17 protein-coding genes are annotated in these 22,127 nt (G+C 32.9%); 10 read left to right on the top strand and 7 right to left on the bottom strand.

What is annotated here, in order from left to right; genetic code table 11:
• Positions 1 to 14 precede the first annotated feature (14 nt).
• The gene (locus BM253_RS10655) at positions 15 to 1,382 is read right to left on the bottom strand and encodes a RagB/SusD family nutrient uptake outer membrane protein (protein ID WP_091523645.1); all 1,368 of its coding nucleotides are present in this window, start codon (positions 1,380 to 1,382) and stop codon (positions 15 to 17) included.
• A 10-nt stretch (positions 1,383 to 1,392) separates the two neighbouring features.
• Positions 1,393 to 4,389: a SusC/RagA family TonB-linked outer membrane protein gene (locus BM253_RS10650; RefSeq protein ID WP_245758490.1), complete on the bottom strand. Its 2,997-nt coding sequence runs from the start codon at positions 4,387 to 4,389 to the stop codon at positions 1,393 to 1,395.
• 795 nt (positions 4,390 to 5,184) lie between these two features.
• Here BM253_RS10650 and BM253_RS10645 point away from each other — a divergent pair.
• Positions 5,185 to 5,610 carry a transcriptional regulator gene (locus BM253_RS10645; protein ID WP_091523642.1) on the top strand — a complete coding sequence of 142 codons (426 nt, stop codon included), beginning with the start codon at positions 5,185 to 5,187 and terminating at the stop codon, positions 5,608 to 5,610.
• A gap of 204 nt (positions 5,611 to 5,814) precedes the next feature.
• Here the strand turns inward: BM253_RS10645 and BM253_RS10640 are convergent, their stop codons facing one another.
• Together BM253_RS10640 and BM253_RS10635 are read right to left on the bottom strand one after the other, a co-directional pair.
• On the bottom strand, positions 5,815 to 7,677 hold the full coding sequence (locus tag BM253_RS10640) for an AAA family ATPase (protein ID WP_091523639.1): 1,863 nt from the start codon (positions 7,675 to 7,677) through the stop codon (positions 5,815 to 5,817).
• Positions 7,658 to 10,669: a DUF262 domain-containing protein gene (locus BM253_RS10635; RefSeq protein WP_091523636.1), complete on the bottom strand. Its 3,012-nt coding sequence runs from the start codon at positions 10,667 to 10,669 to the stop codon at positions 7,658 to 7,660. Before BM253_RS10635 ends, BM253_RS10640 begins: the two co-directional genes overlap by 20 nt.
• Before the next feature lie 324 nt (positions 10,670 to 10,993).
• On the opposite strand from BM253_RS10635, the gene BM253_RS10630 reads away from it, so the two are divergent.
• From BM253_RS10630 to BM253_RS10595, 7 genes are all read left to right on the top strand, one after another.
• Entirely contained in the window at positions 10,994 to 13,555 is a 2,562-nt protein-coding gene (locus BM253_RS10630) for an AAA domain-containing protein (RefSeq protein ID WP_091523632.1), read from the top strand.
• 29 nt (positions 13,556 to 13,584) lie between these two features.
• The gene (locus tag BM253_RS10625; RefSeq protein WP_091523628.1) at positions 13,585 to 14,073 is read left to right on the top strand and encodes a hypothetical protein; all 489 of its coding nucleotides are present in this window, start codon (positions 13,585 to 13,587) and stop codon (positions 14,071 to 14,073) included.
• Positions 14,074 to 14,167: 94 nt separating this feature from the next.
• Positions 14,168 to 15,025 (top strand): type IV toxin-antitoxin system AbiEi family antitoxin domain-containing protein, encoded by an 858-nt coding sequence (locus tag BM253_RS10620; RefSeq protein WP_091523625.1) that lies wholly within the window; start codon positions 14,168 to 14,170, stop codon positions 15,023 to 15,025.
• A 246-nt stretch (positions 15,026 to 15,271) separates the two neighbouring features.
• Positions 15,272 to 15,616 (top strand): helix-turn-helix domain-containing protein, encoded by a 345-nt coding sequence (locus BM253_RS10615; protein WP_091523622.1) that lies wholly within the window; start codon positions 15,272 to 15,274, stop codon positions 15,614 to 15,616.
• A complete protein-coding gene (locus BM253_RS10610) occupies positions 15,610 to 16,896 on the top strand; it encodes a type II toxin-antitoxin system HipA family toxin (RefSeq protein WP_091523618.1) in 1,287 nt (428 codons plus the stop codon). Before BM253_RS10615 ends, BM253_RS10610 begins: the two co-directional genes overlap by 7 nt.
• Before the next feature lie 196 nt (positions 16,897 to 17,092).
• Positions 17,093 to 17,533 (top strand): hypothetical protein, encoded by a 441-nt coding sequence (locus BM253_RS10605; protein ID WP_091523615.1) that lies wholly within the window; start codon positions 17,093 to 17,095, stop codon positions 17,531 to 17,533.
• A 480-nt stretch (positions 17,534 to 18,013) separates the two neighbouring features.
• On the top strand, positions 18,014 to 18,313 hold the full coding sequence (locus BM253_RS10595) for a hypothetical protein (RefSeq protein WP_091523607.1): 300 nt from the start codon (positions 18,014 to 18,016) through the stop codon (positions 18,311 to 18,313).
• Positions 18,314 to 18,869: 556 nt separating this feature from the next.
• Here BM253_RS10595 and BM253_RS10590 read toward each other — a convergent pair.
• The 3 genes from BM253_RS10590 to BM253_RS10580 form a co-directional block, all read right to left on the bottom strand.
• Complete coding sequence (locus BM253_RS10590) at positions 18,870 to 19,166, bottom strand: hypothetical protein (protein WP_091523603.1); 297 nt, start codon at positions 19,164 to 19,166, stop codon at positions 18,870 to 18,872.
• 267 nt (positions 19,167 to 19,433) lie between these two features.
• Positions 19,434 to 20,561 (bottom strand): adenylate/guanylate cyclase domain-containing protein, encoded by a 1,128-nt coding sequence (locus BM253_RS10585; RefSeq protein WP_091523600.1) that lies wholly within the window; start codon positions 20,559 to 20,561, stop codon positions 19,434 to 19,436.
• A gap of 15 nt (positions 20,562 to 20,576) precedes the next feature.
• Entirely contained in the window at positions 20,577 to 20,789 is a 213-nt protein-coding gene (locus BM253_RS10580) for a hypothetical protein (RefSeq protein WP_091523596.1), read from the bottom strand.
• Between the two features lie 839 nt (positions 20,790 to 21,628).
• On the opposite strand from BM253_RS10580, the gene BM253_RS10575 reads away from it, so the two are divergent.
• A complete protein-coding gene (locus BM253_RS10575; RefSeq protein ID WP_091523592.1) occupies positions 21,629 to 21,919 on the top strand; it encodes a hypothetical protein in 291 nt (96 codons plus the stop codon).
• Between the two features lies 1 nt (position 21,920).
• Positions 21,921 to 22,058 (top strand): histidine kinase, encoded by a 138-nt coding sequence (locus BM253_RS10570; protein WP_091523588.1) that lies wholly within the window; start codon positions 21,921 to 21,923, stop codon positions 22,056 to 22,058.
• The last annotated feature ends 69 nt before the right edge of the window (positions 22,059 to 22,127 follow it).

Genomic DNA, 22,127 nt, shown 5'->3' with positions numbered 1-22,127 from the left:
TCATAGATCTTTTTTTAATAACCTGTGTTCTGTGGCAGCAGGTTTGGGTTTAACAATAATTCGTTTTCAGGCAACGGCAATACGCTTAAATGTGGTTTCCAATTGGGTTTAACAGCCTGTAAATCCATCAAGCGGTCTGTACGTTTTAAATCATAAAAACGGTGACCAAATTCGCAGAATAACTCTACGCGTCTTTCCTGAAGAATGGTATTCACTGCCTGATCTACAGACTGAACATCCACATCGTCCAATCCTGCACGGCTCCTTATCTGGTTCAAATAGCCGTTGCACGCGTCCCAATCCTGCAAACGTGCTGCTGCTTCAGCGGCTATTAAGTACATTTCTTCAATCCGCAGAACTACCGAATATTCCGCCACAGGAGTGCTGAAGCCCATTTTAGTGTATTTAAAATTATGTGCATTCTGACCTTCTAAGCCAATAAACTTTATCCAATTTGTTTTACGCAGATCCCCAGTTTCAAATATTCCTAAAAGCGAAGTGCTTAATTTGATGTTGGGCGCAGGCACTGCAAAAAAGGTATACGTAAGTGCCTCATAGGTATTCATTCCGTTAATGGTAGGCTTCAATTGCCAAATAGCGCTTTTACTTTCTTTCAAGAAAAGTCCGTTTACAGGAGAAAGTGTATATTCCGTATTGTTTATAAGCACCTCCGCATACTGCCGTGCCATCGGCCAGTTTTCCATGTAAAGGTACATGCGTGCCATAAAACCATGTACTACCGATTTGCTGATTCGTATTCGTTCTGCTGTTGGGTAAGAAGACAGCAATATTTCTTCCGCATCCTTTAAATCTGCAAGGGCACGTTCCATTACCGCATTGACAGACAGCTTACCTATCTTCTGGTTTACCTTGTAATCAACTGAAGTAACATAGGGCACTTCTCCAAAAGTCTGAGCCAGATAAAAATGCAATATCCCTCTAATCGCCAATGCCTCGCCTTGTAATTGTATTTGGACAGCTTCTGTAATTCCTGTAGAATTCTTCAACCCTTCCAAAATATTGTTTACCGTATAAATCTGTGCATACGTCTGGTTCCACAATGCGCTCACGCTTGAATTATTAGCAAGTACGGCACCGTTGTAAAAATTCATGTAGTCGGGAAAAGCAGGCGAAGTTACTTCCAGTTCATCGGTGTAACACCCCAATAATACAGGTGCCGCACCTGCATTTCCAGATAAAAAGCCGTTCTCCGTCAGTAAAACATACGCATGGTGCAGCGCCGCTTCGGCAGTACGGTCGTCGTTAAAGGTTTTCGTTTGGTCAACCATGTCTTTTGGTACCTCTACTTCCAGAAAGTCGTTGCAGCCTGTAGCAAGCAGCAAAATCCAGAATGATACCGTATATATCATTATTTTTTTCATGATCCAATAATTAAAAGTTAACTGTAGCACCAAAGGATATGGTTCTGAGTGCCGGAAGAAACCCAAGAGCGGTTTCCGGATCGCTGCCCCAGAACTTTGTAAAAGTTACCAGGTTCTGTCCCTGTAAAAATGTGGTAAAGGAAATACCAGCCAATTGCGGAATCTTCCACGCGTATTGCAGCTGTAAAGATTTCAAGCGAATATATGATCCGTCTGTAACTACCTGATCGCTGTTGGCAAAATTCTGATATGCACGATACGCTTCGTTATTTGATACTAATGAAGGCTGCTGGTACAAAGATATCCCATTACCTGAACCAAAATAACTGCCTGCACGCACATTCTTGTTTTCCATTTCTCCTAACAAATTACTTCGGTAATCAGGCGAAAAAGCCTTCTGTTTTACAAACTGCCACAAGAAGTCTAAACTCCAGTTTTTATATTGCAGCGTATTTTGGATACCGCCATACAACCGTACACCAACATCCACTGCTACGCTACGGTCGTTCAAATCAATTTTACCATCGTTGTTGGTATCTTCAAATTCAAAGAGACCAGTTTCCGGGTTAATCCCCTTGTAACGGTACATTTTACGGATGGTAACCGGTTTACCAATTTCATACTGGTTAGCATAGGTTGATTCCTCAAGGTTTGGAAAAGCAATCAGTTCATTTCTTGGTATGGTAAGATTAAAGCTGGTGTTCCAAGACCACTTTTCTTTTTGCAGGTTCATGCTGCGAAAGGTAAATTCCCAGCCCCTGTTTTCTACCGTTGCTCCCAAGTTTGCCTGTACACTCGGAAAACCAGTCGTTCCCGGCAACGGGATACCCACCAGCTGATTAGATGATCGGTTGCGGTACCAAGCAGCCGAAGCCGCCAGCTTACCGTTAAAAAACTCCAATTCCAGTGCTGCTTCCAGTTTCTTATTGGTTTCCCAACTGAAATCGGGATTGTACAATCGCAAAGGTTCCAAAGTTACCATACCATCATATGTGTATAAGCCCAACCCTAATGTATTTAAATACTGATAGTCTCCAATTAAATCGTTACCCGCAATACCGTAGCTAGCACGCAGTTTTCCAAAACTTAACCATGAGTTTTCTTCCAGTGCCTTTTCACGACTGAAGAGCCAAGCAGCACCCAAGGCACCAAAGTTGCCCCACTTTTTGTTGGAACCAAATCTGCTGGAACCATCCCTACGCGCAGTAGCGTTCACAATATATTTTTCTTTATGCGTATAATTCAGGCGGGCAAATAAAGCATGGTATCTGTAAAGTGTCTGTGCATCTTTAGTAACTCGCTGTGTCGCTGCGCTCTGAATGTTCATGATGAAATCGTTAGATAGGAAATTGCTTCCGCTTAATCCCAAAACGTCCTGTGAGCGTTCTTCAAAGGTACTACCCAACAGCACTTCCAAATTGCCCCTATCTCCACTGTAAGAATAATTTATCTTGGGTTCTACAATCCAGCTCTCCTTGTTAAGATTCACCATATTTACAGAAGAATTAGCACTGGTGTACTGCAAGGACGGGTTCATGATGGTAGAAGGCATTGTACGTATTTCCTTACCCTGTGTTCTGGTAGAACCACCAAGCAGACTGAACCTAACATTCTTTGCAACTTCGTAGGACAGGTTTAATTGAGCGATTAAATCGGATGTTTCTGAAAGGTATTTAGAGTTTAATTTTGCCAACGGGTTTTCAAAGGTGTTGTTTTCCCAATTGATGTTTCCTGCCTCATCGTATAAGGCTGGTGCATTTGGAGGTAGAAAAATTGCTGTTGTGAGATCTGTTGCCATCAACTTATTGTTCTGGTCATTCTTCTGTACACTTCCCTGAAAATTGAACCTGCGGTCTTTAGAATGATGATTTACATTCAGCATAAAGTTGGTACGTTTGTAACCGAAATCTCCAGGATATACGGTACCATCTTTTCTGTGGGTGGCACTAAATAAATAGCTGGTTTGCCCAGATCCTCCACCAACCGAAAACTGCGTATTTTGAGATACCGCCTTTCCGCCAATGAACTCCCGCTGCCAATCAGTATATCGGTTTTGATCCCACGTACCGTTTACATCGTACGCATTTTCGGGATATTCGTTAATACCACCATTTACAAAGGCATCTCTACGCATTTGCAGATACTGTTGCGTGTTCATTAAATCCATGTATTTAGAAACCGTACTTACCGCAGTATTTGACTGCAATGAAAAAGTAGTACGGTCGGAACTACCTTTCTTGGTAGTAATCAGCACTACCCCGTTAGAACCACGCGAACCATAAATAGCGGTAGCATCGGCATCTTTTAAGACTTCGATACTTTCAATATCATTAGGGTTCATGCTGTTCAAAGGACTTACATTACCCAAAGGCATAATACCCGAAGAAAGCTCCTGATCTGCATTTGACTGTGACGCATAAGGTACACCGTCAACGATATACAGGGGCGCATTACCCTCGGTGCGTAAACTGTTGCGCCCCCTGATCTGTATATCGAAGCCGCCGCCGGGGGTACCGCTGCTCTGCGTAATGTTCACCCCTGCCATACGTCCCTGCATTGCGGCCAGCGGGTTGGCAACTGGTTGTTGACCAATTTCTTTCGAGGTTATCTTTGAAATGCTTCCGGTTCGTTCTTTATCCTTAACGCTGTAATAACCGGCATTAATTACAAGTTCTTCCAAAGTATCATCATCTGGAACCAAGGTAACGTTAAGCACCTTGTTCGTAACACGAATAGTCTGCGTTTTGAAACCTATGTATTCAAAGATCAAAAACGAATCAGAAGAAACTTCCAAAGAATAAAATCCCAGTAAATCGGTCTGGGTACCATTATCTGTATCTTTCTGCCACACGGTTACGCCTTCCATTGGTGAACCGTCGGCACTTTTGACCACGCCGCTTAAAACCATTGTTTCCTGCGCGTGTAGTTTGTTGCTGCTAAAAAAAAGTAATAATAGCAACACCCACATTAGGGGTACAGCAAGTGCTGCAAAAGTAAATTTTTTCATACTTTTGTACTGTTAGTTAATTATTCCGTTTTAATTACTACATCCATCTCCCTGATACTGTTGCCAAACGATCGTCAGGGGGATTTTTTAATAATTAACCAATCATTTTCTTTTCACTCAAAAAGAATAATTAAAAGCACAGACACATAACCCCTTCCGGTTTTTAACTACTATATAAACTAACCTAACTATATTAATATTTATCTATTATGGTTGGAAGTTGTTATGTGCTTTGCCCTACCTACATGCTAACTTTTTGTGTATTATGATTGGTTCTTTAGCTTTGAGGATTTTTATTTTTAAAAAAATCGGCGAATCGCGTTATAATCAATTTCATGATAAGTAAGCTCACGTCAAGATTTAATTTTATCACTATAACATACCAATACGCAAAACGAGGTATGAATTTTTAATTTAAAGGTTAAATGATCACAAATGATAATTTTAATAAATATTAGTGCCTGTACACAGCACCATAACCGGCAAATGGTTGAGTAAAAAGCATATAAAAAGGCATGAAACCCAACAATATCCGAACAGAGGTACTGCCATACCAGGAAACGGATAAGTTAAGTCCATGCCTAGGTCATGAACTAATCTACTTATCACCTCGCTTCCTTTGAAAATTGGCAGTTTTCTGTTCGAGATTCTAAGCAATAGCTTAATATTTTTTTATATAAAGTATTGCGAATTTACAAAATATTGTATCTTCTTCCACAAATATACATACAATAATTAGTACATCCAAATATGGATGTGAATTTATATTATATATTTACTTTCTTGCCATTAAAAATGTCAATTAAAAAAGAAGTTGTTATAATAATTTCAGAATTAGAACTTTACTTAATAGATAAAGTAAGAGAGCTAAGAGGTAGAGCCACACCGTACGTTTCACAGGTTGAACTATCATTGAGAATGGAATATGCTGAAGGTTATGTTGGTAAAGTTGAAAACTTCAGTTCAAACAGTAAATATAATGTTAGAAACTTAAATTTAATTGCCAATGCTTTAAAATTAAAATCTTACAGTGACTTATTGCCAGTCGAAGTTTTAAAAAATGACTTAATTGAAGTTAGATTGGAATTAACAAGAAATAATGATAAAGTTGAATTCGACGAGAATGATATTGTTATAAAAAACTATAAAATAAAAGGAAAAAGAATTCTAACGAGTGATGAAATAAAAGAATATAATAACAGAAGAAGATCGAAAAAATAAATTCTTGAATTTACTACTAGTATTAAAAAACCAAGCATATTCTATGCTTGGTTTTTTTTTAAAATATTTTTTATACATCAGCTATAAGCACTAATATAAAAAATTAAGAAGAATCTTAGGTACAAGAACGTTATTCTGTGCTTTATCGATTACGTTTCCACTGGTAAAGGGGCTCTTAGTATATTTTCAGTACGGCTTTTCTATTTACAAGTTTAACCAAGTCGCACCATCAAAAATTCTAACTTTATTAAAAATACAGGAAGGTCTTTGAAAGAATCGATATTTTTGAGCTATTCTTTCACTTGTTATTTTATCATAAGATTCTTCTATTGAATTGTACCGTATTTTGGAGTTACTTATATTTAATTTTTTTTCAGGTTGATCAGCCTTATTCTTAATACCGTAATATTTAGTACAGATCACTTCACCCTTTGAAAACTTTCTATTCAAAAGATTATAATATAATGGTTTTTTGATGTAAAATTCGAAATACCAAACATTATATTGATTTATGTAAAATTCCACTTGAACTGTTGTATTAATTGCACAATACTTTATATCTTTTAAAAATGCTAGCTTAGTATTATCTTCAAAAAGACACTTTATTTTATTGTCAATTTCCTTTAAATCCCTCTTGTAAGTATGGATGGAGGTGTTATAATGAGATAAAGGATGCAAAAGTATAAACAAATAAGAGTTTAGCTCTTCAAATTCAATTATATCTAAATCCAAGTTTTCAAGAAAATCACGACAAAGAGAAAATATTTTAGACAATTTGTACGAATCAATAAGTTCAAAATTGCAATCTCTGAAAATCTCTAGTGGAAAAATTTCAGTTAATTTATTTTCTAAATATTTTCGAAAGTAATTGGCAGATGCTGGATAATCAGGTCTCTCATTGTTATATAAGTGAAACCTCGCTTTAGATAAATCATTTTTATTTGATATTACAACAGGTATGTCGATAATATTTAAATCATCTACCTGAAAATCTCCAACGTATATTTCAATGGCTTTCCATTGACTATCTTTTTTTCCTTTAGATAAAATATGATTACATACTTCAAAAAAATTCTTATCATATGTTGATATGAAAATTTGATAATCATTAAAATCTTTGCTTAAGATATTTATTATAGGAATTCTGTTGGAAGTATCTAAACCAATAAAAATATCATCTAAATAAATTAACTTATACGCTATTTGCGTTGGAAACAATTTTAAAGATGCTAAATAGAGGCAAACTGCAAAAGAAGAAAGTCTTGCTTCATTTAAGTAATCTTTATATTCATTACCTAATTCCTGACCATTTTTTAAAACTTTCAGTCTCAAATCAGTTTCAAGAAACCAACTTGATTTATAAGTATTTGGATAATTGAATACTATTGGCTTTAGAGTATAATCAACGGAGATATCCTTTAGATTAAAAAAATCTTTTAAATATCTATTTACTAAAACAAAAATAGAATTTAAAACAACTCTTAGATTTCCATCAAACTCAGCTATTTTACTTTTACCTAATTTATGACATCGGCTGTTCCTTGTTCGTGCATCAGTAATAAGATTCTTTATAAGGAATCTATGTTGATCTCCTATACTTGAAGACACACCTATCTGGACAGGAATAAAGTCTTTTAATAAATTTCCTATTATTAAATCAAACAAGTTCGGATTTGGCTCTGACTTAAGATAAATCTTTAATAAATCTGTATAATCAAGAAACCCATTAAGCAACGAAGATTCCTTTATAAACGAAACGTTATTATTGGAACCAATATTAGAGAACTTGTACACATCGGAATTTAAAATTTGTCTACTTTGAGTATCAAGATTGGAAAAAGTTAATTCTATTTTTCCATCATTTGCTTTATTAAATAAGTTTTTTTCAAATTTTTCTGTTTTAATAGAATTTTTAAAAAAATAATGAAATGATTTAAATAAAGATGATTTTCCAGATCCATTCTCTCCATATATCAATAAATTTTCTCCTTTAGAAAGTTCTATAAAATATTGATTATGGTATGCTCGACAGTTTTCTATTTGTATTTTAGTTATTCTTTTCATCATTAGTCAAAAGGTAATTCATTCTAAGAATAAAACTAGAAATTTGAGAATCATTACTGGAAATCTTTATATATATATCCTCTGAGCTTCGATTATTTTCAAACTCCCTATTTAATATATCTAAAATATTTAATATGTTAATACTTTCAATTTCGTAAGTCTCACTTAACAAAAAGAACTTAACAATATTATTTATGACATTGATGAAATAGGTCTTTATACTTGAATTACTTTCATTTATAATTAATTTATAAAAGTTTTTGAAAAATATCTGATAATCAGCACTTAAAATAGGTAATTCAATTTCTGAAAGTTGTGTCTTATTCAGTTTCTTGTTTGTGAAGTCATTAAGATTAAAAAGCGCCTTCGATGATAAAAACAAATACAAATATTCGTAAGAAAAACCACCTCTTTTAAAACTTAAAATAAAAAAATCTTCATTAATATAACGATTTTCTTTATCCCAGAATAAATCATAATTTTCTAGAGATTTTAAGTGATTTAAAGCAATTTTTTCCACTTCAAATATTTTTTTCAATCCTTTTAGATCTTCATCTTCTCCTAATATTTTACTTTTTTCAATCTTAATAATATTTTCAAAACTTTTACAATCTTTTAAAAATTCTGTACCTTTTTCTGTTTTTAAAATAGGAAATATTAAGTCTTTATCAATACCCTTATTAATGTTAAGTATACTCTCTAATTTTATCTTCCGAATAAAGCCCTCAGTTGTTCGAACACTGTGTTTTAATTTAAATTCTTTTACAGAGGCATTAAATTCTTCGGTGCTTTTAACATTATTCATTTGATTAAACAGGCTTCTAATATCCGTAACTATGTTTATTCCATTAGAAATCACATTAGTTATATTAATTTCATTGACGAAATACCATAAAGCGTAAAGGGATTGTTGAGTTCTTCTTCCATTATCTACACATAACAAATAATCTAAACTCAGCGCTAAATTCTTTTGTCCTACATGAGTTATTAATAACTTTAATTTTTTAATAAAAACTGCTTCAAAGATATTAGACATATATACCAATCTCTTGGGCTCATGCTCTAATACTCTTGTTAAATCAGGCTTTGACCTTAATCTAAAATTAATTTTATTCCCAACCTTATAGTAATCTAGTGCCTCATATGATTTAGAAGCATCATTTGAATTCGTAAATTGATACTGCAGATAAATCAGAGCAGTAAGGATGTTTTCGTTTTCCATCCGAGTAGTAGTTTTTCTGAAATAAAACCAATCCTTATTATTGTTATACACATCTTTGATAGTATCAATTAGGTCCCTTGAAATGTACGAATTCCACATTTCAAATGAATCAATTTTAATTGGATATGGTTTATAATTCAATCTAATAAATAAGTCAACTGGATCAAATTTCTCATTATATTTAGAATCAATTTCAACAACCCATAGATCATAATTTTTAATCTTTTCTTGATATTCTTCGGATAAATCGTCAAACTTACTTGAATTTAGACCTGAAAGTATACCATTTTTCAAATTTAACGAGTAATAGTCTTTTTTTGTTGATTCAAACTCGTTCTCAGTATTGATAAAATCTTCACCTAAAAAGCCTAAAATTGTCAGAAGACGTTGTTGACCATCAATTACTTCAGATACACCGTCATTTTTGTAAACAAATATTGGAGGTATTTTTATACCTAATAATATACTTTCAATAATAGATGAAGCTTTTTTCTTGTCAATGACCTCATTTCTTTGGTATTGTGGTCTAATTATAAATTTCTGCCTTTTCATGGACCTGATAATATCATCAATGGATATTGAGGAAGGTTCAGGCTTATTTATTCTTAAATCTTCAAAGCTTATTACTTCTGTATTATCTTGAGTAATATTTATACTATTTAATTGATCATTGAAATCAATAGAGTCTTTTAAATAAACATTGAAATTAATTCCATACAACATATGGAAAATCTTGGAGATATTCTCATAGCGATTTTTTATATGTATAGCGAATGAACTTCTGTCCATCTTATAACTATCTATATTTCTATCAATATAATTTGAAATCTTAACTATATCATTTTTAGGAATATTTAAGTGGTTATTTTCTTTGTAAAAAATAGACAATGCCCAAAAAACACATTCAGAAATCAATCTATTATATTCTTCTTGATTTTTAATGTTTTTATAAATATTTTCAAGTATATTAATTTTTGTAATAAAAACATTTCGTAAATCTTCTAAATCTATATTTTCAATATTGTCGTATAGATATTCGTAGAACTGATTTATAACATTACTTTTTTTTACAGAGTAATACTTAATAGGAATATAATCTATTACTAATAATTCTCTGATCTTTTTCAATAAGACCTCTTCGTTAAACTTTTCAAAATGAAATAAATAACGTAAAACTTCAAAAATTCTTTTATCGCTGATAATTTCATTTTTCAAGTATTGATTTAAGTCATCATAAAGAAACTCTGCTTTGTCTATTTCATTTGTTTTTAATGGAGTAATTCCCGAATTGTATCTTTTAAAAATCTCTTTTTTTACACTATCCTCAATAACCTCCGTTATACCATCCTTAGTATTAAAGCTAAATTCAATGACTCTAAGTTTAGTTTCCCATATTAAATCTGTATATTTTTTATCAAGAGATTCAAAACTCTTCCCTATAAAATCTTTGTTGGAAAGTTTTTTCAAACCACTTCTTTTTAGCTTAAAATCATTGTTGATAAATCTAAGAATTGTTTGATACCTTTGCCTCCCGTCAATAATTTCTACTTTTGATATATTTCTAAAATAAATTAAAGGCGGAATTTCTGTTCCTAACAAAATACTTTCAATAAAGTAAGTGGCTTTTTCATCATCCCATACGTAGTTTCTTTGATAGAAAGGTTTATAATTAGTGTTTTTTAATTTATCTTTATTGTTGAACAGCGAATCTATTGAAACCGTTTTAGAATCAATTTTTAATTTATTTTCAAAAACATCCTTAATACTAGTCATAACGTGGTCTTAATATTGATAGTGAGTGTAGTGCTCAACGATTTATTTTAATTTTTAAAATTTGGTAAATCTCAATTTCTAAAAGTCGTAAATATAGTAAATTAATGAATTAATTATTTGTAAATCTACTTTATCAATATTAGTTGTTATATAGTTGAGTTTTTTTTAAATTTAATATTAGTAAACTCTTTTAATAGATTGTCTTTTGTAAATTTGACATAATTAAAAAAACTGTAAATAAATGATGCTAAAATTATATCCTCGAATTTTATTTTATATTGCTATTTAATTTTTTTAATAAAAATCAAATTTCTTTAAAAAACCATGCCCATAAAAAGAGAACTGATCTACATAGACAACAAAGACGAAACAGACCGCATAGCCCGATACTACGAGCAAGGCGATAAACTGGTTGTTGTTTTTAATGGAAGTTCTAAAGAGTTTGCTTACAGCAAAAACAGGGCACAAATTATAAAAACCGGTATTAGTAACAAAAATGCTTTTGATGTATTTAACTATTTGAAAAACGTTGCCGATACTGCTGGGATAATTGGTAACGAAAGCCAGAACACCCTTGCAAAAAGTTATGAGGGTATAACTACCGTTCCAAAAGAATGCGTGCTATCGGATTTTTTAAACGGTAGCTTGTCTAAAAAACGAACCAACAACACACAAAATGTTATCTTCCCTTTCGGATTTAATTTAAGTCAGCTAAAAGCCGTTGATAGTGCTTTCAACAACAATTTAAGCGTGATTGAAGGTCCGCCCGGCACAGGTAAAACACAAACCATACTGAACATTATAGCCAATGCCGTTATGAACGGACAAAGCGTAGCGGTGGTATCGAGCAACAATTCTGCCGTTAAGAATGTTTATGAAAAACTAGAGAAAGCAGGTTTGGAGTTTATGGCTGCGGTGTTGGGGAGTAATGAAAACAAGCAAGCTTTTATAGAATCGCAAAAAGCATTACCCGACTTATCTACCGTTAAACTAAGTAGTGAAGAAAAAGAAAAGCTGCGTTTAAAAACCGAAGAGCTTGTAACTGCCCTTGCAGAAAATCTGGATAAAAAGAACCGGCTGGCACAACACCGACTTGAAATTGAGAATACAAAAACAGAATACCGCCACTTTAAGGACAGCTACAAAAGTGAAATTATAAAAGAAGTAGGTCTTAGAAGAAACTTGAAAGCCCACAGTGTACTGCGGTTTTGGCTATCGATTGAAAAACTGGTTGAAAAACAAAAGTCGATTGGTTTTATAAAGAAACTGATTTACCGAACAAAGTACGGCGTCAAAGATTCATCGTTTTATGTGAATTCTTATGACGAGATGATTTTGAGTTTGCAATTGAAGTATTATCCTGCTAAAATATCGGAACTGGAAAAAAGTATTGCATCGTTAGAAGCATCATTAGAACATTTTTCATTCGACACAAAAATGAAAGAGTATACCGATGCAACGATGAAGCTATTTAAGGCATCACTGTACGAGAACTTTTTCAATAAAAAACGAGAGACTTACTCCCTACCCGATCTTTATTATAGATCGAACCAATTTATTACGGATTATCCGGTAATCATGAGTACCACCTACTCGTTAAAACGGTGTCTCGATAAAGAAATCCTTTATGATTATGTCATTATAGACGAAGCATCGCAGGTTGATCTGGCAACGGGAGCTCTGGCATTATCATGTGCTAAACGTGCAGTAATTGTAGGCGATATAAAACAGCTGCCCAATGTAGTTACCGATGATTTGAAATTTAGAACAGACGTTATCTTTAGCACCTACAAACTGAAGGAAGCTTACCGTTATTCAAGTAACAGCCTGTTATCGGCTTTACTGGAATTGTTTCCTGAGATACCCAAAACGTTGTTAAGGGAACACTACCGCTGCCACCCTAAGATTATTGAATTTTGCAATCAGAAATTTTACGATAACCAGCTGATTACACTATCTGAATATACCAATAACCGACAACCGCTTATGGTATATAAAACCACAGCTGGTAACCATGCACGACAGCTGATAAACCAACGACAAATAGATGTTATAAGGGACGAAATCATAGAAAAAGAACAGCTTACCGATACTGATTTGGGAATTGTTACACCCTACCGCAACCAGACGAATGCCCTGCAACATGCTTTTAGAGGAAGTACCGTAAAAGCAGATACGGTTGACAAGTTTCAAGGCAGGGAGAACGAGGTGATTATACTATCGACCGTTGACAATGAAATTTCGGAATTTACTGACAACCCCAACAGATTGAACGTTGCGGTATCACGTGCACAGGAACAGCTGATTTTAGTAGTTAACGGAAACGAAAGCGGAAACGACGGAAACATTGCCGATCTGATACAGTATATAGAATACAACAACTTCTCGGTTATTGAAAGTGAAGTAAACTCGGTCTTTGATTTACTGTACAAAGGTTATGAGAAGCAGCGGGCTAAAAGCATTAAGAAATCGGGTAAAGTGTCGGAATACGACAGTGAGAACCTGATGTATGGATTGATTAAAGAGGTATTAAATACGGAACCGTACTTGAAGTATGATGTGCTGATGCACTTCCCTATTCGCAACCTGATCAGAGATTTTAGCAAACTTACTGAACCAGAAATTAAATACGCCAAGAACCCATTGACACATTTAGACTTTATTATTTACAACAAGCTTGGGAAAGTCCCGGTATTGGGTATTGAAGTGGACGGTTTTGAATTTCATAAAGAAGGGAGTACTCAAAGTAAACGGGATAGAATGAAGGATGAAATACTTAATAAGTACCACTTCCCTATTTTACGGTTCGGAACTAATGAGAGTAATGAGAAAGGGAAGTTGGTTGGGATGTTGGAGGAAATACAGAAGGTAACTAAAACTATTTAATACATCGCTTTAAAAACAAACTTAACACTATGGAAATATTCGAATTTGAAATTCCTTCACATACTACAAGACGTGAGTGGGCTGTTTACGTAATTATTGCCACATGCAAAGAAACGAATATAAAAACACTTTATGTTGGTAAAGTTGGCGATAACAGAGCAGGCTGCAATCCGATCATCTCTCGTATAGGCAATCATTTTTCGCATAACAAAATTCATTCTCAAATGCGAACTAAAATAGTACATCCTACAAAATATGATTACAGAGTTCTGTATTCAACATTTGGAGAATATATAGAAGAAAACCATTTGGATTTCAGAGATAAAGTGAATGAGCTTGAAAGAAAACTAAATACTTATATTCAGGAAAATATTAAGACGAGTAAAAACATAACGTTCTTAAATCCATATAAGGGCGTGGGTGTCAGCAAGAAAAAAGAGAGTGAACGTTTTGTCTTACTGACCGAAGAAGAGAGAAATTCTCTTAAAAACCTTGCAAAAAGAGCTGTAGATATATAGTAAGTGAAATAGTATCTGATATCTAAATATTACTCGTACATTTAGATACTATTTTAATTATAAATTACCGATCAGGATTATTCGAAAAGGAACTATGAGAAGTTTAGATTATTATCATGATTTATTTGAGTTTTTTATATCAAAAGAAGTATTTAAAATTCTTAACAGAAAAGAGTTCATTGAAATGATGGGTAAAATTAAATCTAACCACGGATTAAAGTCTCGCTCCAGTGATGATATTGAAAGGTACTTAATCAACGAATTTTTAAAAAAAATCAAAGAAGGAGATTTTACTTTATACATTTTAAGGAATACCGATATAGACATTTTTGATGTTTCTTCCACTATTAACAGGATGTCCGTTTTTAGTTACCAAAGCGCATTGTACATTAATGGATTAGTGGAATCGCTACCTTTGGAAATCTATTTGAACAAAGAAAGAAATACCCCAAGTAACAATATTAGCAAAGTGTTGAAGCAAGAAGATGTAGATACATCTTTCTCTAAAGCACCCAGAGTTTCTGTTGCAGATAAGAACTTTAAAAAGAATAAAATTCATGTGATTAATGGTCAGTTTCAGAATAAAATCGGTGTAACTGTATTTAGGACGCACTATCTTGTCACTGATCTTGAAAGAACCTTAATTGATTGTGTTGTGCGCCCTTTTTATGCAGGAGGTACTAGTGTAATTATGGAAGCTTTTAAAAAAGCAAAAGGAAAATTAGATACTAAAAAGCTATTCGAATATTTATTAAAGATGCATTTTACCTACCCCTATCATCAAGCAATAGGACTTTATTTAGAAAAGTCCGGGTACAGTACCGAGGATTTCAAGAGTTTCCTAGAACTAGGCAAACAGATTGATTTTTATCTAGACTATAATATTAAGTATAAAAAATATTCTGAAAAGTGGGGTGTTTTTTATCCTGAAGCACTAGATTATAGATTATAAAACACAGTAAATACCTGTTAACACAATAACACATGTGTTATTGTGTTAACGAAGGTACTCTTTATTTTTCACAAATACAAGTCTTAAATATTCACATTTTGTTTCAGTTTCTAAAATTGTATGAAATTTAATACATAAACAACCCATTTAATGATTAGTGAATGAAATTTCATACAAAATATATTTTTTAATTATTTTTGTATATTTGTATGAGATTTTACTCATTAACTAATAATAGCCTGTTTTATGAATGATTTATCATACATTTCATCTATGAGTGATGCAGCAATATTAAAAGAAATTGGCGAATTTATAAAAGTAAAACGCATAGAAAAAAATCTGACACAGGATGAGGTAGCAGAAAAAGCAGCAATAAGCCGTTCTACCCTCAGCTTGCTGGAACGCGGTGAAAACACAGCTCTATCTAATCTGCTTAAAGTACTAAGAGTACTAGATACGCTTTATGTGTTTGAACAGTTTAAGGTTATAGAGCAAATTAGTCCGATTAAGCTGGCAAAAGAAGACGAGAAAAAACGTAAAAGAGCTTCTCGCAATAATAAAGAAAATGACAAAGATAGTGTAGGATGGTAAAAACTGCTTTTATAAAACTATGGGGTGAACGTATTGGTGCTGTAGCCTGGGATGAAAACCAGAAACTGGGATTCTTTGAATATGAAAAGAAGTTTATAACGGGTAAACTTAATATAGCTCCTGTACGCATGCCTTTGAGTACACAGATTTTTTCATTCCCAGAACTTAGGGATACACCAACCTTTAAAGGACTGCCCGGATTACTTGCTGATGCATTGCCAGACCGGTACGGTAATGAGCTTATTAACATTTGGCTTGCTCGTAATGGTCGCCCAGAAAACTCTTTAAATCCGGTAGAACTACTCTGCTTTATTGGTAACCGAGGTATGGGAGCATTAGAATTTGAACCATCTACTCTAACTACAAAATCCAATACACAATCTTTGGAACTATCCAGTTTGATAGAAACGACTATGAAACTATTGGAGAGCAGGGAACAATTTGAAGCCCATACGAACAATGACATGCAGGATGTACTGCTTGACGTCTTGAAAATGGGAACCTCTGCAGGTGGAGCAAGACCAAAAGCGATCATAGCCTACAATGAAGATACAGGCATGATCCGCTCAGGACAAACCTTACATGATCAAGGCTATGAACACTGGCTTATCAAATTTGACGGGGTAAATGACACACAGTTTGGTGCTACTTATGGATATGGAAGAGTAGAAATGGCTTATTATAAAATGGCTATCGATGCCGGAATTGAAATGACCGAAAGCCGCCTAATTGAGGAAGACAGTAGAGCACACTTTATGACCAAAAGATTTGATCGTAGAAACGGAAATGAAAAATTGCATATGCAGACTTTCTGCGCTATACAGCATTATGATTTCAATAAGATTAGTAGCTATAGCTATGAGCAGTTGTTCCAAACCATGCGGCAGTTGAAACTTACCTATCCTGAAGCAGAGCAGATGTACAGACGTATGGTGTTTAATGTTTTCGCCAGAAACTGTGACGACCACACAAAAAACTTTGCTTTCCTTATGGAACCAGATGGCAAATGGAAATTATCACCAGCATATGATATTTGCCACGCCTACCGACCAGATAGTGAATGGGTAAGCCAGCATAACCTTAGTATCAATGGAAAAAGAAAAGGTTTCGTAAAAGAAGATCTTTTGGAAATTGCCAAGCTAAACAATATAAGAAACCCTGAAGGTATTATTAACGGAGTATTGGGAACTGTTAAAAATTGGATGGATTATGCCCACACATATAAGGTAGAGAGCAATCTGGCCCATAGTATTGATATGACCTTGATAAAAGAGTTTTAATACAATAAAGCTAAAAATAGTTAGTACCACAACCTAAAGATTCTGCATTTTATTTCATAAGTATTTTTGGTTATAAAGAGGTGGCGAGTTTTTACTTTCAGCCTCTTTTGGTCTAAAAAAACTTTTATGTTTCCTTTAACGTATGTAAAAAGGTTTCTAAGTTCAAACTAATAATAGAAGAAATAATTCGGTAGACTTGGAATATCTGCAAAGTAGAAAATATTTTACTCAATATATAACCTTCGATTTACAGCGAAAAAAAAGTACAAAAAATAAACAAAACACTTATAATCTTTACATCAATCCTATTGCCACTAGCCTTTTCAACTGTGAGGCAGAAAACTGCTTTACACCACCCGAACCTACCGTTTTTGAATTTGAAAATGATGATGGAGATAATTTAATAGCACGTGGAATATTAACCAAAGGTAAGATTGTTATTCAGCAAAACTTGGGCAATGAAAATCGTTTAGGAATTAATGTACACATAACAAAAGATAATAAAGCACAACTGGAAAATGTAAGCTGGTTTGATGGAACCAGAAACGATACCGCTTATATTATTCTCTATTCGTTAAAGACTTTTAATTTTACGGTAACATCGTCAAAAATAAAAAATAATTGTAGTGGCTATTAAATTGATAATGTAACTATAGAAATTATAAATTCAATCAAAAAAGATGGCCGCTACTTGCTAACAACTGAATAGATAACACCATACACATTCTATAAATCCAGTAAGTAAATGTAAACAAAAGCTAGTATACTCATTTCTTCCCCTGCTTCTACTGTTTGAGGCAAATTATATAGTTTCCCCTTATCTTTAAAAAAGTGCAACTGTAAATTGTTGTTCAGAAACAGAGACTTCAAGGTAACCGATAACACAAACTGATAACTTGACGAAAAATCAGGAATTCTGAGATTAACTAAAAATTTGATTATGACTTTAAATTCTATTGTTAAAAGAGTTTTGAACGGCAAAAAGCTCAGTTGGCATCTTCTTGTGATCAACTGATTTAAATAAAGGAAGCGCAAACATTTTATTGTTGCAAAAAATTTATTTATTTTCATTAAATTACAAAAATAAAGTTGTATTTTAGGATAAAATATTTTAGATATGAATTCACAATTTATATTTCAGATAAAGAAAATAGACGATGAACTTCATACTATATTTACTTTAAAAGAATTAAATGTTTCGATAGAGACTTTTTTTAACGAGTTACAAAAGATAAAATACCATGCTAAAAGTAACGTAAAGATCGACTTTACTTCTAAAGCAGGTACAGACCATTATTTTAATCGAAAAGGAATTTTAAGCTATGGTACAGGTCATGAAGTTAAAGTTGATTATTCATGGTACGACATAAAAAATAAATTGTGTAAAGATTTTATGCTGTTCTTTATAACACGCTAGTATTAGGCATAAACCTTTTTATTCAAAATATAATAGGAATGATGTCTAGACTTTAAATCGGAAAATTGTAAAATAAAACTAAAAAAAATATGCGTGCATATAAAAATAACTATCTTTGTACCTCATAAGTGTTTTTTTTGGTTATTAAGAGGTTGTAAGTTTCGTACTGCAACCTCTTTTTCTGTTTATTGTAAAATTGATTTTCAAAGTAATAAAGAGTCGTTAAACATCTGTATTAAACTTGCAATTCTAGCTTAAAATCCATATACATTATAATAATTATGAGCAAGTACAACCAGTGAACTCTTTCCTGAGGAAGAAATCAAAGATGACTTACTGGAGTTGGAAGTTGAAATTATTAAAATGTCTCACACCAACATACAAACAGATAAGTATGGAAATGTTCTAAAAAATTATAGAATAATAGATGGGCGCATCTTAAAAAAGAAAATAGTCTTGCTACAGATTAATACAGAAAACACCTCACTTGTACTTACAATTTAATAACTCACATACAAACAGGTAGTGGCGAAAAGGTTTTTAATAATTTTTGCAATTACAATTTAACATTAAAATTATCAGGCAAACTATCAATGGTTCGTTCAAGAATCATGCCTCTACTATAGATCATAGCTTTATTAAAAATTACAATTACATCAACATCAATACTAATCTGCAAACTATTTATTACATTGACAGCGCTTAATGTGCGAATATATATACCCATATAGACATCCCGCAATTCCTGATCAGTTGGAAGTATTAACAAATCATCTATTAATACTCCATTAAGGTCCATTCCCTTTAAATGTTGATTATTATGCACAATTTGCAAAGCTTGTTCTAATGTCATTGTTAAAATGTTATTATTTAATTAAAGTTAGAAAATATTTCATCAGTGATACATAGTGTATTTTCATAATCTATAGATAACGGATCCATCGAAATAATTATCGATCGAATTGATATTAAATATGTTAAGGACAATGTAGTTGAGTGCACGCAAAAGGAGATATAACGTTTCTTCACTTTGCTTTTGAATTACCTAACTACGCTTTAATAAATTTCTCTCGAAATACTCAGCACATTCTGAATTAGCAATGTAGTTTCTGGATTTTAACTATAAATAAAAATAATACTTCTTGTTTTCTTCGCTCACTTTATAAGCGGTTTGTATATCATTGATACCCTTTAAATGATGTAAAGTTATTGGTGTTAAACCGTACCATTGATCTTTTAGATTTTCTGAAAAATCCTCAGAAATTAAAATTTCGGCATCGTGTTCTTTACAGTTTTTCTGCAGGCGTGATCCTAAATTTAGTACGTTTCCGTAATAGGCAATTTCTCTTTTATAATCGCCAACCAAAACTACAGATACTTTTCCGCTGTGAACAGCACAGCGAAAGTTTGGTTTTGTCTGGTATTTCTGCATGTAAAAATCACTTTTACTTTCTAACAGTCCTTTGTAGCAAAAATAAAGCGCAATACATTTTTCATAATCGAAATTTTTAGAAACTTTCCAGGTTATTACAGCTTCATCGCCTACAAACTGATAAATTTCAGCACCATATTTCAGTGTGATATCCGATAAATCCCAAAAACAATCTTGGATAAATCTGCTAAAATTCAAATGTCCAATTTTTTTGGCGATAACCGTTGAATCTTCCAAATCTAAAAACATAAAAACGCGGTTTTCTTCTTTTGGGTGTCTGTACGTATTTTTAATGGTATTTATGAAATATTTTCTTCCCAGATTACGTCGTAAAAGCATCAATAATCCCACTAAAGTTTCGGTTACAAAAGCATACACTAAAATGTTTATCGTTCCGGAATCGTTAAAACCCAAAAGAATAAGTTTGGTGTTCATAGAATAACCGTAGGTTGTTAACAGTGTAAAATAAACTATGTGAGAAAGTATGCAGAAAACGGCAATTCGTATAAAAATATTAAACCAAAATTTTTGCGTGCGTTCTATATACGGATACACAAAAATGTGTAAAAAACCTAAAACCACGCCAAAACCCAAGCCTATGAACAGTGCGGTTTGATACATCCAGTTTTTGGTGATGCCTTGCTTTATCTTGTAGATTTCGTTTAAATAATTTTCGGGAATATCGTTGAATTTTATGTAAATAAAAAACAAGGTAACAAAAACCCAAATGCTAACAATGTAGCAAACCTGCCGTAAGTTGTAGGTTAAATTATTTTTGATTTTATTTTTAAACCAAACTGCGTAATCTTTAAACATGGGTGTGTTTTTATGTTAATGTAATTCTTCGCACAAAAAACCGTTGGTATCCATTAAAGCAAGTAATTCGTTTGAATCAAAATCGGCACCGTCAATTCTTAAGATATTATCACAATCTTCCAAATCAAAATTAATTTTAAAATGCGGATATTTCTGCTGCAGAACATTTTCCAACAAGTGGTTTCCGTCTGTGGCATGTGTAACGTTTGTTTTAAAAATCTTTATCATGATCAATCGTCTTAAATTTAAAGCAGTGATTATTTTAACTGATGAAGGTTCATCCAAAATAGCTTAATAGAAAATTTCACAAACATTCTGTAAAATGGTTATTATCTGTAAAAACATCTACTTTTTAAGAGGCGTATTGGTAGTTTCTCAACCAAAACAAACCAAAAATCGTATATATTTGTTTGCGACCTAAAGCATACAGACAAAATGGAATATTCAACTAAAGGTTAAAAGACTCTATTTTCAGCCTCTCTAAATCACAAAAGAACATACCGGTTGTTATGACTTCATACTTCAGGATATTTGGCTAAATCCTCATCAATTCTTTCTTAAAATTTCTGAGTACCAGCTGTACTGAATGAACCATTTTTATAACTATCAGTTGCAAAGAAATTAAATACCAGCACGCAAAATTGATTTTTTAGATTAACCTCCGTTTTTTTTATACCAAACATAAATGTAAGTGGTTTTATATAGTAAATTGGGAAGTTTGTATAATATAAGAAGTTGGTAATAGTTCAAACCTTAAGTTTACACTTAATTTTGTTCGTATAAATGATTCCAGAATGCCAGAATGCCAGAATACCAACGATAATAAAGTACTGGCTTTTTTTATACAAAAATGTTACCGTATTAAACGTCAGGTGCTGTTCCAACGGTTTTTTATTGATGCTTTATGGGGGAAGTTTTGTAGAATCGTTCGGAACTCCTTACGGATATTACGCTGCAGCAACCGTTTACATAATTTTTGTACTTATGTTTTATGTAAATATGCATGTGCTGGTGCCTTGTTTTTGTTTAGATCTAAATATTTAGGATAAGCGGTTTTTTTAATTTTGATGGCTGTTTCAGGTGTTCAGATTTTAATTTTTTATCATGAAAACTATTTCAATCTGCATTTACATCAAGATTACGCCGAGGCACACCCATTAATGCATAAGGAAATTAATATAAGATCTGATTTTTACGGAGTGATAGTTGTTTGTGCATCTTTAATTTCGCTTTCAACACCCATAAAATTATTGCAGCGCTGGCTTAAAGATAATGAGCGTATTACCGAACTAAACAACATAACGTTTGAGATGGAATTTAAACGAGTTAATTTAGGTATGTCAGCATTTTCTGTTTAATATGTTGAATAATGTTAAAGCATTGATTCGAACAAATCCAGAAATGGCAAATTCCGTGATCATTCGTCTGTCAGAATTTTTAAGATATCAGTTGTACGAAAACAGTGGCGAGAAAAATACTTTAGCATCAGAAATTTAATTTATTTCGAACTTTTTAAATCTAGAAAAAATCCGAAAAGATAGTTTTAAGATTGAAATTGAAAATTAT

Source organism: Paenimyroides ummariense (assembly GCF_900115115.1).
Classification (GTDB): Bacteria; Bacteroidota; Bacteroidia; order Flavobacteriales; family Flavobacteriaceae; genus Flavobacterium; species Flavobacterium ummariense.
This window is presented reverse-complemented; position numbering and strand designations above follow the sequence as displayed.